At 68.2% G+C, this 13,123-nt stretch carries 13 protein-coding genes and 1 tRNA gene; 5 read left to right on the top strand and 9 right to left on the bottom strand.

Features of this window, described 5'->3' with window-relative positions:
- Both rph and murI read right to left on the bottom strand, forming a co-directional pair.
- On the bottom strand, positions 1 to 741 hold the full coding sequence (rph, locus tag ABD206_RS02285) for a ribonuclease PH (RefSeq protein ID WP_344068676.1): 741 nt from the start codon (positions 739 to 741) through the stop codon (positions 1 to 3).
- Positions 734 to 1,570: a glutamate racemase gene (murI, locus tag ABD206_RS02280; RefSeq protein WP_344068673.1), complete on the bottom strand. Its 837-nt coding sequence runs from the start codon at positions 1,568 to 1,570 to the stop codon at positions 734 to 736. The genes rph and murI overlap by 8 nt, the downstream gene beginning before the upstream one ends.
- A 63-nt stretch (positions 1,571 to 1,633) precedes the next feature.
- Between murI and ABD206_RS02275 the strand changes: the two genes are divergently transcribed.
- Positions 1,634 to 2,956: a nicotinate phosphoribosyltransferase gene (locus tag ABD206_RS02275; RefSeq protein ID WP_344068669.1), complete on the top strand. Its 1,323-nt coding sequence runs from the start codon at positions 1,634 to 1,636 to the stop codon at positions 2,954 to 2,956.
- A 25-nt stretch (positions 2,957 to 2,981) separates the two neighbouring features.
- On the opposite strand, the gene ABD206_RS02270 is transcribed toward ABD206_RS02275, so the two are convergent.
- The 7 genes from ABD206_RS02270 to ABD206_RS02240 form a co-directional block, all read right to left on the bottom strand.
- Positions 2,982 to 3,248 carry a DUF3039 domain-containing protein gene (locus tag ABD206_RS02270; RefSeq protein WP_344068666.1) on the bottom strand — a complete coding sequence of 89 codons (267 nt, stop codon included), beginning with the start codon at positions 3,246 to 3,248 and terminating at the stop codon, positions 2,982 to 2,984.
- A 42-nt stretch (positions 3,249 to 3,290) separates the two neighbouring features.
- Complete coding sequence (locus ABD206_RS02265; protein WP_344068664.1) at positions 3,291 to 4,859, bottom strand: hypothetical protein; 1,569 nt, start codon at positions 4,857 to 4,859, stop codon at positions 3,291 to 3,293.
- The gene (locus ABD206_RS02260) at positions 4,835 to 5,785 is read right to left on the bottom strand and encodes an ABC transporter ATP-binding protein (RefSeq protein ID WP_344068661.1); all 951 of its coding nucleotides are present in this window, start codon (positions 5,783 to 5,785) and stop codon (positions 4,835 to 4,837) included. The genes ABD206_RS02265 and ABD206_RS02260 overlap by 25 nt, the downstream gene beginning before the upstream one ends.
- Positions 5,786 to 5,869: 84 nt before the next feature.
- On the bottom strand, positions 5,870 to 7,345 hold the full coding sequence (locus tag ABD206_RS02255; protein WP_344068658.1) for a S1C family serine protease: 1,476 nt from the start codon (positions 7,343 to 7,345) through the stop codon (positions 5,870 to 5,872).
- A gap of 122 nt (positions 7,346 to 7,467) precedes the next feature.
- Entirely contained in the window at positions 7,468 to 8,277 is an 810-nt protein-coding gene (locus tag ABD206_RS02250) for a carbon-nitrogen hydrolase family protein (RefSeq protein ID WP_344068655.1), read from the bottom strand.
- 79 nt (positions 8,278 to 8,356) lie between these two features.
- Positions 8,357 to 8,433: transfer RNA gene (locus tag ABD206_RS02245), tRNA-Met, on the bottom strand.
- Positions 8,434 to 8,506: 73 nt separating this feature from the next.
- Complete coding sequence (locus ABD206_RS02240) at positions 8,507 to 8,956, bottom strand: MarR family winged helix-turn-helix transcriptional regulator (RefSeq protein WP_344068652.1); 450 nt, start codon at positions 8,954 to 8,956, stop codon at positions 8,507 to 8,509.
- Positions 8,957 to 9,081: 125 nt separating this feature from the next.
- On the opposite strand from ABD206_RS02240, the gene idi reads away from it, so the two are divergent.
- From idi to crtI, 4 genes are read left to right on the top strand one after another with little or no spacing between them, the layout of a single operon-like run.
- Positions 9,082 to 9,633, top strand: a complete 552-nt coding sequence (gene idi / locus ABD206_RS02235; protein WP_344068649.1) for an isopentenyl-diphosphate Delta-isomerase — start codon at positions 9,082 to 9,084, stop codon at positions 9,631 to 9,633.
- Positions 9,627 to 10,682, top strand: coding sequence for a polyprenyl synthetase family protein (locus tag ABD206_RS02230; RefSeq protein WP_344068647.1), 1,056 nt, complete (start codon positions 9,627 to 9,629; stop codon positions 10,680 to 10,682). Before idi ends, ABD206_RS02230 begins: the two co-directional genes overlap by 7 nt.
- Positions 10,679 to 11,548: a phytoene/squalene synthase family protein gene (locus ABD206_RS02225; protein ID WP_344068645.1), complete on the top strand. Its 870-nt coding sequence runs from the start codon at positions 10,679 to 10,681 to the stop codon at positions 11,546 to 11,548. The genes ABD206_RS02230 and ABD206_RS02225 overlap by 4 nt, the downstream gene beginning before the upstream one ends.
- A complete protein-coding gene (crtI, locus tag ABD206_RS02220) occupies positions 11,545 to 13,122 on the top strand; it encodes a phytoene desaturase family protein (protein WP_344068643.1) in 1,578 nt (525 codons plus the stop codon). The genes ABD206_RS02225 and crtI overlap by 4 nt, the downstream gene beginning before the upstream one ends.
- Position 13,123 lies beyond the last annotated feature (1 nt).

Below are 13,123 nucleotides of genomic sequence, written 5' to 3'. Positions count from 1 at the left end.
TCAGACCTCGGCGGCGAGCGTTGCGGCCTGGATGTCGCGCAGGGACGCGCATCCGGCAACGCCGAGATCGAGCAGGGCGTCGAGCTCCCGCTTGTCGAACGGCGCGCCCTCGGCGGTGCCCTGCACCTCGACGAACAGGCCTCGTCCGGTGACCACGATGTTCATGTCGGTCTCGGCACGGACGTCCTCGACGTAGGCAAGGTCCAGCATCGGTTCGCCGTCGATGATGCCGACCGAGACGGCTGACACGGAGTCGATCAGAGGCACCGACTTCTGGCCGATGAACTTCTTCTCGCGGCCCCAGGCGATGGCGTCGGCGAGTGCCACATAGGCGCCTGTGATCGCCGCCGTGCGGGTGCCGCCATCGGCCTGCAGCACATCGCAATCGATGACGATGGTGTTCTCGCCCAGTGCCTTGGTGTCGACGACGGCACGCAGCGCCCGGCCGATGAGGCGAGAGATCTCGTGGGTGCGGCCGCCGATCTTGCCCTTGACAGATTCTCTGTCGTTGCGCGAGTTGGTGGCCCGCGGCAGCATCGCGTACTCGGCGGTGACCCATCCCTTGCCCTTGCCGGTGAGCCAACGCGGGACGCCATTGGTGAACGAGGCCGTGCACAGCACCTTCGTCCCACCGAAGCTCACCAGGGCCGAGCCCTCGGCCTGTGCGCTCCACGCGCGCTCGATCGTCACGGTTCGCAGCTGGTCAACGCTGCGTCCGTCGGCTCTGGTGGTCTCAGTCATGGGTCTCCTCAGATGTGGGGATGTCGATGGCGCCGGTGTGGACAAGGCGGACGTCGCGCACCTCGCGCCCGAGTAGGCGGTGCGCAAGCCTGATGAACTCGTCGGGCGAGCCACCGGTGGTCTCGTAGACATGCGTGGGCTCGGCGTCCGGTCCCGCGAGAAGGTCGCGGCTGACCAGCTGCCGGTATACGTCGTTCGCGGTCTCGGTGTCACTGGCCACGAGCGAAACGTCCGGTCCCATGACGTAGCTGATCGCGCCTTTGAGGAACGGATAGTGGGTGCACCCCAGAACCAGCGTGTCCACGCCCGCATGCCGAAGCGGGGCGAGATACTCCTCGGCGACGGCCAGCACCTCGGGCGAGTCCGTCACGCCGGCTTCGACGAACTCCACGAAGCGCGGGCACGCCTGTGCGTGGACGGTGAGCCGAGCGTTGACCTCGAGCATGTCCTGGTAGGCGCGCGAGCCGATCGTGCCGACAGTTCCGATCACCCCGACCCGCCCGGAGCGCGTGGTGGAGATCGCGGTGCGCACGGCCGGGTTGATGACCTCCACGACGGGGACGTCGTAGCGCTCGCGCGCGTCGCGCAAGACCGCGGCGGATGCCGTGTTGCAGGCGATCACGAGCATCTTGACGCCTTGCGCGACAAGGTCGTCGAGCACCTCGAGCGAGTACCTGCGGACATCTGCAATGGGCTTGGGGCCGTACGGGGAGTGCACGGTGTCACCGATGTAGAGGATCGACTCGCGCGGGAGCTGGTCGGAGATCGCACGAGCGACTGTGAGCCCACCGACCCCGGAGTCGAAGATCCCGATCGGTGCGTTGTCCACGATCCCTCAGCCTACGCCAGCCGATCCTGCCGCCCCGGCGGCCTCGCTCACTAGGCTGACCCCATGACGCCCAGCCCCAGCACGGCACTGCTCACCGACCGCTACGAGCTGACCATGCTCGACGCGGGTCTGCACGACGGCACGGCGCAGCGGCGCTGCGTCTTCGAGGTGTTCGGTCGGCGTCTGCCCGGCGAACGCCGCTTCGGCGTCGTCGCGGGGACCGGCCGGCTGCTGAGCCTGCTGCGCGATTTCCGGTTCGGTGACGACGAGCTGCGGTTCCTGCGCGACAACCGCGTGGTGGATGCCGAGACGCTCACCTTCTTGGAGAACTACCGCTTCTCGGGCACGATCTCGGGATACCGCGAGGGAGAGGTCTACTTCCCCGGGTCTCCGATCCTCACGGTGGAGGGCACCTTCGCCGAGGCGGTCATCTTGGAGACGCTCGTGCTGAGCGTGCTCAATCATGACTCGGCGATCGCCACGGCGGCGGCGCGCATGAGCGTGGCCGCCGGAGACCGCCCGCTGGCGGAGATGGGCTCGCGACGCACCGGAGAGCAGGAGGCCGTCGCCGCCGCGCGTGCCGCGTACATCGCCGGCTTCACCTCGACAAGCAACCTTGAGGCGGGACGGCGCTGGGGCGTCCCCACGATGGGCACCGCCGCCCACGCGTGGACCCTGCTCCATGACAGCGAGCAAGCGGCGTTCGCCGCCCAGATCCGGGCGTTCGGAACCGATACGACTCTCCTGATCGACACCTACGACATCGCCGAGGGGGTCGCGACCGCGGTGCGCGTTGCCGGCACCGATCTCGGCGGCGTGCGCATCGACTCGGGGGATCTTCCCTCCGTCGCGGCGCAGGTGCGCGCACAGTTGGACGACCTGGGGGCAACCCGAACTCGGATCACGGTGACGAGCGACCTCGACGAGTATGCGATCGCCGCCCTGGCCGCTTCCCCTGTCGACGCCTACGGTGTCGGCACCTCCCTCGCCACCGGGTCGGGTTCGCCCACGGCCGGAATGGTCTACAAGCTCGTCGCGCGCGAGGAGACGGGCGGTGGCTGGCGCAGCGTCGCCAAGACCTCGACCGACAAGGGCTCGCGCGGTGGCTGGAAGTCGGCCTACCGCGAGGTACGCCGGGGCGTCGCAACACGCGAGATCGTCGTGGTCTCGGACCCGGACGAGTCCGGCCCGGCAGAGCGTGACGGATGCCGGCGCCTGCAGACCACGCTGGTCGAGGGAGGCGAAGTGAACTCCACATTCGAGGGTCCTGCGGGCGTGACGGCGGCGCGGGCACATCACGCGCACGTGCGCGAGGAGCTGCCGGTGCGGGCACTGGCGCTCAGTCGCTCGGATCCTGCGCTGGAGACGATCTACCTCTCGGCGTGAACGACGCTCGCGCGGCACGTGTGAATCAGGACTGCATCTTCTCGTAGATCTCTTTGCACGTCGGGCACACCGGGAACTTCTCGGGGTCGCGCCCCGGCGTCCACTTCTTTCCGCACAGCGCCTTGACGGGCTTGCCGGTCATGGCGGACTCGAGGATCTTGTCCTTCTTGACGTAGTGCGAGAAGCGCTCGTGGTCACCGGGCTCGACCGTCTCCTCACGAAGGAGCTCCTCGAGCTCGCGATCGAGTGTGGCAAGGCCGCCCTGATCGGGGCTGTCCAACGGGGTGCTCATGGTGTGTCAGTGTAGTCGCGCCATCCGGCGCGCGGGCTGGGCTCAGGTCGCCGCTGCGAACTCCATGATGCGGCGCGAGCGCCGGTTGAAGACCGCCGAACCTGTCATCACACCGACGAAGAGAATGAAGACGCCCATCCCGAGCCCGGACCAGAATGCCAGCTCCGCAGCATCGACCGAGCTGGTCAGGGAGAGCCACGTCCACCACAGCGGCGGCGCCGACAGCACCAGCGCGCCGATCATGACCACGGCCTGTGGCACCGCGCCGGAAGATCCCGTGCGCTGGGGCTGCTGGAACGGGCTCTCTCCCGGCGAGGTCACCGGGTAGGGCGCCGCTACCGACGAGATACTCGAGAGCCCGAGCCCGGACAGGAACAACGACAGACACGCGCCGACGATGGCCGGCGCGATCGCCCACCGCCCGTGCAGCGCCACGGAGACCGGCACCGCGATGGCGAGCACCGGCACCGCGATCAGGACGATCGGGACGAGGCGGCCGACGCGGTCGGGAAGCCCCCGCAGACCGCTGGCCACGTGCATCCAGATCGCGGTGGAGTCGTAGGCGAGGTCATTGTGGGGCAGCCAACCGAAGAACAGCGCGGCGAAGAGCACCGGGACCAGCACGGCGACGTTCAACGGCACACCCGCGACCAAGAGCGGCACCATTGTCACGAGCGCCGCGAACGGGATCACGAGCAGGTTCACGAGATAACGGCGGTCCCTGCCCCAGTAGACGAGGCTGCGCGCGGCTACCGCTCCCGCGGGGGTGCCCGGGACGACGCTGAACCACCCGAGCCCACCGCGCTCGCGCGTCGTGAGGGGACGATCGATCGTCGTGAGCTGGCGATGGACGAGGGCGAGCCACGCGTAGCCGAGGGCTGCCACCGTCACGATCGAGACCGCGAGTGCCAGCCATGCCGTCCCCTCCCCCGCGGCCAGCAGTGCGGGAAACGCCCATGCCGCCCCGAGCGGGGTGAAGGAGATCACACCGACGGCTTCGGCCAGCGCGCCGGGCACGGCCCCGTTCCAGTCCAGCGACGCGAGGAAGACCCCGACCGGCACCACGACGACCACGATCAGGACGAGGAGCAGCCCGGACAGCTCTCGCGAACGGCGCTCGCGGAACATCATCGCCGCGAGCCCGTGTGCGAGCCGCGCCAGCAGCACGCACGTGAGGACGCCGAGCACCCCGGCCGTCACCAGCGCGAGGATGCTGACCCCGGCCTCGGCCCAGACGATGCCTGCGCACACGACGAGCACGATCAGCGCGAACAGCGGGAGACTGAGAAGACTTGCGAGCACGAGCGTCGCGGCGAGCGGCCGCGACGGGAGGGCGAACACGCGGAATCGTCGCGGATCAAGCGGATCGCTGATGGCGGTGACGATAGGGGCGAGGAAGAAACCGAGGGTCACCGCCGACCCGGCGAAGACGGTGAGCGCCCCGATCACATCAACCGACGACGATGCCAGCCCGAGGACGCCCCAGGCCACGACGACGGTGGCGGCAACGACCAGCAGCAGCCCCAGCACGACCCTCGTGACATGCCGCGAGTCTCCGCGCAGCGCGCCCACCAGGAGCGCGAGCCTCAGTCGGAGAACATGTGCAACCACTCGAGCCCCTCCCGCGTGGATGCTGCGCCGACCAGTTCCCGGTAGCGCTCCTCGAGTGTCCCCTCACCGCGCACATCGGCGACCGCGCCCTCGGCGACGAGCTCGCCGCCGACGATCACCGCCACTCGAGAGCAGACGCGCTCGACCAGTTCCATTCCGTGGCTCGAGAGGATGACCGTGCCCCCGTGCTCGACGTAGGCGGAGAGGATGTCGAGGATCGCGGCGCTCGAGACCGGGTCGACCGCTTCGAAGGGCTCGTCGAGCACAAGAACACGCGGGGAGTGGATGAGGGCCCCCGCCAGCATGATCTTCTTCGTCATGCCCGCGGAGTAGTCCGACACGACGCGCCCCAGCGACTCGGTGAGATCGAAGGCGCGCGCAAGATCCGCGGCCCGGCTCTCCACCTCCGCCGCGGGAAGGCCCCGCAGGGCGCCGTAGTAGTAGAGCAGCTGGCGCCCGGTCAGCCGGTCGAAGATTCGCAGCCGATCGGGCAGCACCCCGAGGGCCCGCTTGGCTGCCAGCGGGCGCTCGTGCGCGTCGACTCCCGCGACGACGACGTCTCCGTCGTCGGCGGCGAGCAGGCCGGCGATGATCGACAGCGTGGTCGTCTTTCCCGCACCGTTCGGTCCGACGAGCCCATAGAAGGACCCGGCGGGAACATCGAGGGTGATGTCGGCGAGTGCCTGGAACTCGCCGAACGCTTTGCGGACCCCTGCGAGCCGAACCGCGGGCGCGGCTTCCTCTTCGACGCCGGGAACGACGGGGTCGTCGGTCTCGATGACGACGACCTCCTCGAGTTCGGTGGGGTCCTCGGCCTCGGTGCTCTCCTCCACGTCGGGGAGCTCCTCGACATCGGGGCTTTCCTCTTCGACGACGGGCGGCTCGCTCTCGTCAGCGGCTGCGGAAGTGTCTGTCGAGTCGCTCACCCGTCCAAACTACCAAGCCGATCGGAAGGGAATGAAGAACGCCGCCTCGGATCGAGGCGGCGTTCTTCATTCCCGGTGACGATGTCAGCCGTCGAGCTCTCCGAGAGTCACCTCGATCGTGTGGCTCGAGCCGTCGCGCAGGTAGGTCACGGTCGCCTCGCTGCCGGCCGCGGCAGCACGCACCAGCGCGGTGAGGTCGGTCGCGTCAGCGACCGGCACGCCGTTGAACGCGGTGACCACATCGCCGCTCTGCAGACCCCCGACCTGCGCTGCTCCGCCATCGGTCACCTCGACGACATAGGCGCCTGTCGTGCTCGAGCCATCGACCGAAGCCGCGTCGCGCACGCTCGCGCCGAGCAGACCGTGCGTGGCCGTTCCGGTCTCGATGATCTCCTGCGCGACACGCTGGACGACGTTCGAGGGAATCGAGAAGCCCACACCGATCGAGCCGGAGGTGTCAGAGCTGGAACTCGCGGAAGCGATGGCGACGTTGATGCCGATCAGACGCCCCTCGGAGTCGACGAGCGCACCGCCCGAGTTGCCGGGGTTGATCGCTGCATCGGTCTGGATGACCGAGATCTTGATCGTCTCGGTCGCGGTAGACGTCTGCCCCTGACCGAAATCGAAGTAGAACGGGCTGTCGCTGGAGCTGTCGTCGCTGTCGCTGTCGGTTGAGGATGAGTCGGGCGCTGCCGCGGAGGCGATTTCAATCGACCGGTACAGCGCGCTGACGATCCCGGTAGTGACGGTGTTCGACAGCCCGAGCGGCGCACCGATCGCGACCGCGACGTCCCCGACGTTCAGATCCGAAGAATCGGCGAATTCGATGGGTGTGAGCCCCTCGGCATCGACGAGCTTGATGACGGCCAGGTCGTAGACCGGATCCGTGCCGACGAGCTCCGCGTTGTACACCGCTCCGTCGGAGGTCGTGACGGTGATCACGGCGTCCGAGGTCGCACCATCAAGTGTCACGACGTGCGTGTTGGTGACGACATAGCCGTCCTCGCTGAGGATGACTCCGGATCCGGTACCGCCTCCGGCAGTGGAGGTCGCCGAGATCGTGACGACCGACGGCAGCGCGATCGCGGCGATCGCGGTGGTCTGGTTGACCGACTCGGTGTCGTTGACGGTGACGCTCACGGGGCCGGCGGCGACCGAGGTCGTCTCATCGGCGAAGAGGACGTTGCCGGCGTATGCGCCGCCGACGCCGGCAAGACCGCCGACGAGGGCCGCGGCCACGATGATGCCGGTGACTTTGCCGGCACCGACCTTCGCGCGCTCGGTGCGGGTGGACGGGGGTGTGTAGTACGCGAAGGCGGGAGACTGCGCCGCGCCGGGTGCCTGCGAAGCCTGCGTCGCGCCCGGCTGCTGCGGGTGCGCGTGCCCGGCCGCGGGGTAAGACGGTGCCGCGGCGGGCGCGGCCGCGGATGCCGGTACCAGGGGTTCGGTCGGAAGAGTGTCCCCCGCGGCGGCCGGAGCAACGTTCTCAGGGGTGGTCGCGGGGATGCTGTTGTCGGCGGACGACGAGCCTTCCGGCTCGACGGTGTTGTCGTTGCTCATTGGTGCTCCTTCCAAGCACGACCCACGTTGCCGTCGGATGCTGTGTGAATCCTATGTCGCCGTCGGGAACCACCTATGCAGACGCCATGCAGCACCCGGAGCGCTCCCCGGCGGGGCAGGAGTCAGCGCGGAATCACCTGGAAGCGCCGGAGCCTGAGGGCAGGGTTCACCATGCGTACGCGATCGAGCAGAGCACGGTCGAGATGGGCGACGACGACCTCGGTCCCCGTGCCGATCCCGGCGATCGCCACTCCCTGCGGGTCCACGACCGCGGAGTTCCCCACCCCGAGGGGCGGCGGATGGTCGGCCGCGACCACGTATGCGGTGTTCTCGATGGCGCGCGAGGTCAACAGCGTCCGCCAATGGAACTCCTTGAGCGGTCCCCGCATCCACGCAGCCGGAACGAGCATCACATCCACGTCGACGTCGGCGAGCGTGCGCGCGACTTCAGGGAAGCGCAGGTCGTAACAGGTCATCAGCCCGAAGCGGAAGCCGGCGATCTCGAAGGTCTCGGGAGGAGCGATCTCACCTGCCGTGATCCAGTCCGACTCGCGATGCCCGAAGGCGTCGTACAGGTGCAGCTTGCGATAGGAGGCACGGATGCCGGAGGCATCGACCGCGACAGCGGTGTTGCGCACTCCTGAACCCGTCGACTCGAGAACACCGCAGACGATGACGACTGCCCACCGCTCGGCCAGAGCTGTCAGCGCGGTGATGAACGGACCGTCAAGCGGCTCCGCACGTGCGGCCAGGGACTCGTCGAAAGGGTCGATGAAGACGTTCGAATACTCCGGCAGGAGCACCACGCGTGCTCCGCGCTCCGCTGCCGTTTGGACGCCGTGCGCTATCTGGTCGAGGTTCGCGCGGGAATCTGCCGACGGGGCGAACTGAACGACCGCGACGGCGAGTGAGGCGGCATCGGAGGTGGTCACCCGGCCATCCTCCCGGTCTCAGGCGCCCACGGCAAACGGGAAAAACAAGAGGCCCGCCGAAGCGGGCCTCTTGCGGATTTGGTTGCGGGGGCAGGATTTGAACCTACGACCTCTGGGTTATGAGCCCAGCGAGCTACCGAACTGCTCCACCCCGCGGCACAAGGAAAGAGCCTAGCACGGATCTGCATGCACACGCCACCGGCGCCACCCGCACGCGGTTCGACGAGGATCAGTCCTGCTCGATCGCTTCGCTCAAGCGATCCAGGTAGCCCTCGATCAGCCGGAGATCTTCTTCGCTGTACGGCTCTGTCACCCCGCGCAGCAACTGCAGCCGGCGCGCGAAGTGCTGAAAGAAGCGCTGGCGCGAGAGGTCGGTCAGTGCGACAACGCGCGAACGCCGATCACTGGGGTGTGGTTGACGCTCGAGATAACCGTCTCGCTCCAGCCGATCCAGCAATTTTGTGGTGGAAGCGGTCGAAATCTTGAGATGCTCGGCTACATGGTGCGGACTGACCGACTCACCTCGCTGCTCGCGGATGATCAGCATCCGCAGCGCTGCCAGGTCAGTGACATTCATGTCCATCTCGCCCTTCATGCCGCCGTTCATCCGATCCATGGCGTCATTGAGCGCACGAATGGCAACCAGCACGTCGAACACAGCCTGCTGATGCGCGTCCACCGACTCCGCCCTTTCCCGACTTTCCGCCGACCTGTCCGCAATACTACCTTCCCATTGGCTATTACTAGCTAAACTAGCGAAATAGTGATTAGGTAGAGCCACACCGACCCCAGGGAGCGCACGCGATGACGATGAACGAGGAAGTTGTACTCGTCGACGACGACGGCACGCCGATTGGTACCGCCCCGAAAGCGAGCGTGCACGGCACCGAGACCGCTCTCCATCTGGCCTTCTCGTGTCATGTCGTCAACGAGGACGGTGACGTGCTCGTGACCCGGCGCGCGCTCGATAAGAAGACCTGGCCCGGTGTCTGGACCAACTCCTTCTGCGGACACCCCCGCCCCGCCGAGCCCCTCCTCCACGCCGTCCACCGCCGCGCGGAGTTTGAGCTCGGCATCACCCTCAGCGAGATCGAGCTCGCCCTCCCCCTGTTCCGCTATCGAGCCACGGACGCCAGCGGTGTCGTCGAGAACGAGATCTGCCCGGTGTACATCGCGCGCACCGTGGATGACCTCGACCTGAATCCCCGCGAGGTCCTCGAGGCGCGATGGGTCCCTCCCACACAGCTGCGGGAGGGCCTTGCCGCCACGCCCTGGGCGTTCAGTCCGTGGCTTGTCCTGCAGTCGCAGCAGCTCCACCTGTTCGAGCCGACCGGGCTCCAGCGGATGGCATGCTGATGATCCCCGACCATCTCCACGCCGGAATCGACGCCCAGATCGACGCGTCGCTCGATGCGATCCGTCGACGCGCCGGATCCACCGAGCTGCTTCAGGCGCTCACCGCGGCGATGCGCAGCGCGGTCAGCGGCGGTAAGCGCGTGCGACCGCACCTGGTCGTCGCTTCCTTCCTTGCCTTCGGCGCCGACCCCGACGAGTGCCCGCATCTGCTTCCGGTCGCGGGGGCCTTCGAGCTGCTGCACGGTGCATTCGTCATCCACGACGACCTGATCGATCACGACCTCACCCGCCGCGGCGTCCCGAACGTCGCCGGCCAGTTCCGCCTGCGGGGACGCGCGCGGGGAGCCGAGCCGGCCGGTGCGGCGCTTCTCGGGGATGCCGCGGCGATCCTCGCCGGGGACCTCCTCCTCCATGAGGCGACCGTGATCATCGCGCGCATGCCGGAAGACAGCATCCGCGAACGACTGCTGGATGTGCTGAGCCATGCCGTCCTGGTATCTGCCGGGGGTGAACTCGCCGACGTCGAGAACGCCGTCCTGCCCGAGATCGGGAGTGCGCAGGATCTGTTGACGACGGCACATGACAAGACAGCGGTGTACTCGTTCACGGCCCCCCTCATCGCGGGGGCCGTCCTGGCGGGAGCATCCAGCGCAGAGACCCGCGAATTGGAGAGACTCGGCGGCAAGCTGGGTCTCGCGTTCCAACTCGTGGACGACCTCATCGGTGCGTTCGGGACCGAACAACAGGCGGGAAAGGATGCCGGCAGCGATCTGCGCGAGACGAAACGCACGCCCCTGATCGCCATGGCGCGCGAAAGCAGCAGCTGGCCCCAGGTGACCACGGCCCTGGCACTGGCTCCCACCGGGCCGATCGCGGTGCGCAGCGCTCAGAAGGCTCTGGAGCATAGCGGCGCGCGCCTGCGCATGCAGCAGCTCGTTCAGGAGCGGCTGCACGATGTGCGCGCCGGCGCCGAGGACGCATCGCTTCCGGGGGCGGCGGTCGGGTTGATCCGCCGCCTCGCCGACCTCATCGAGAGACGGATGCCATGAGCCAGAGCCCCACCGGCCTCCAGCTGTACGACGCTGCCGGACGCCGCGCCGCGGCCGTCGTCATCCGTTCGTACTCGACGTCGTTCGGCATGGCGACGCGGCTTCTCGGTGCGAGGCCGCGCCCGCACGTGCGCAACATCTACGCGCTGGTGCGCGTCGCCGACGAGATCGTGGACGGCCCCGCAGCCGAAGCGGGAGTCGACCCCGCCGAAGCCCGGCGCGTGCTCGATGACCTGGAGACGGAGACGGTCACGGCCATCGAGCGCGGCTTCAGCAGCAACCTCATCGTCCATGCCTTCGCGGCCACCGCCCGCGAGTGCGGCATCGACGAAAGTCTCATCGCCCCCTTCTTCGCGGCGATGCGCACCGACCTCGCGACCACGACGCACGACGGCGCCTCACACGACTCGTACGTGTTCGGATCGGCCGAGGTCGTCGGTCTGATGTGCCTCCGGGTCTTCGTGAACGCGGGGCGACCGGGGGGAGATGAGCCGGACGAGCGCTTGACAGAGGGGGCGCGACGCCTCGGGTCCGCGTTCCAGGATGTCAATTTCTTGCGCGACCTCGATGACGATCGCACGCGACTGGGCCGGGATTACCTGGCCATCGACGAGACCACGAACACGCGAACAGACATCCTCGCGCGCATCGAGCAGGATCTGGAGGCGGCGCGTCTGGTGATCGCGCAGCTGCCTGCCGACTGCCGACGCGCCGTCACCGCAGCGCACGATCTGTTCGCCGAGCTGGCGCACCGACTCCGCGCCGAGCCGGTGCCCGGCAGGCGCGTGCGCGTCCCCGACGCGGCGAAAGCCGTGATCCTCGCCCGCGCGTGTCTGGGCCGCCCCGCGAAGCGGCGCGCAGCATGAGCGGCGCGCAGGGAACGGCCGCCGTGATCGGCGCAGGGATCGCGGGTCTGGCCACATCAGCGCTGCTGGCCCGCGAAGGCTGGGAAGTCACGGTCTACGAGGCCCGCGCGCAGGTCGGCGGAAGAGCCGGGAGCTGGGAGAGCGACGGATTCCGCTTCGACACCGGACCCAGCTGGTATCTGATGCCGGAGGTGTTCGACCACTTCTTCCGCCTGCTCGGCACGAGCGCGGCGCAGGAGCTCGACCTGGTCACCCTGGATCCTGCCTATCGCGTGTACCAGGAGCCGGATGACGCGAACGGATCCGCGCCGATAGACATCCGCAGCGGTCGAGATCTTTCGACGGCCCTCTTCGAGAGCATCGAGCCCGGAGCGGGAAAGGTCCTCGGGACCTACTTGGACAGCGCGCGGGATGCCTACGATCTGGCGGTGGGGCGCTTCCTCTACGACACCTACGAGTCGACGGCGGGCCTGCGTGACCCGCAGCTGCTGCGGCGTCTTCCGCAGCTGGCACCGCTACTCACCTCGAAACTCGAACGCCACGTCGAGCGACGCTTCGACACTCCGGTGCTTCGGCAGATTCTCGGCTACCCGGCGGTATTCCTCGGCGGCTCGCCCGACCGCGTGCCGAGTCTGTACCACCTCATGAGTCACCTCGATCTCGCGGACGGTGTGCTCTACCCCCGGGGCGGGCTGTACGAAGTCATCCGTGCCGTCGAACGCGTCGCCCGGGCGCAGGGCGTCCTCATCAGAACCGGCGCCCCTGTCGCCGGCATCGACACCGACGGGCGAGGTGGCCGCACGCGGGCGTCCGGGCTGACCCTGGCGGATGGCACGCACGTGGATGCCGACCTCGTGGTCTCCAGCGCAGACCTGCACTTCACCGAGACCGAGCTGCTGCCGCGTCACCTGCAGACGTATCCCGAAAAGTGGTGGCACTCGCGCACGCCGAGTCCCGGAGCCGTGCTCCTGATGCTGGGCGTCGACGGCGCACTTCCCGAACTCGCCCACCACACGCTCCTGTTCTCGGCGGATTGGCGCACGAACTTCGACGACATCTTCGGCGCTGACCCTCGACTGCCCGACCCCGCATCGCTCTACGTCTGCAAGCCGTCGGCAACCGATGATTCTGTGGCACCCGCCGGAAGCGAGAACCTCTTCGTCCTGGTGCCGGTTCCGGCAGACCCTGCGCTCGGACGCGGCGGCATCGACGGCGCCGGCTCCCCCGCGATCGAAGCGGCCGCGGACCGCGCGATCGCGCAGATCGCGAGCTGGTGCGACATCCCCGACCTTGCCGAACGGATTCGCGTACGCCGCACGATCGCACCGGGGGACTTCGAACACGACTTCCACGCGTGGCGCGGAAACTCCCTGGGGCTAGCCCACACCCTCCGGCAAAGCGCGATGTTCCGGCCCGGCAATGCCTCGAAGAAGGTCGAAGGGCTGATGTATGCCGGAGCGTCGACGTTGCCCGGAATCGGCCTCCCGATGTGCCTGATCTCGGCGGAGCTCATCGTCAAGCGGCTGCGTTCGGATCACTCCCCCGGACCACTCCCCGAGCCGAGCGTGGTCTGAC

Origin of the sequence: Microbacterium sediminicola, from assembly GCF_039531125.1 — a bacterium.
GTDB classification, from domain to species: Bacteria; Actinomycetota; Actinomycetes; order Actinomycetales; family Microbacteriaceae; genus Microbacterium; species Microbacterium sediminicola.
This window is presented reverse-complemented; position numbering and strand designations above follow the sequence as displayed.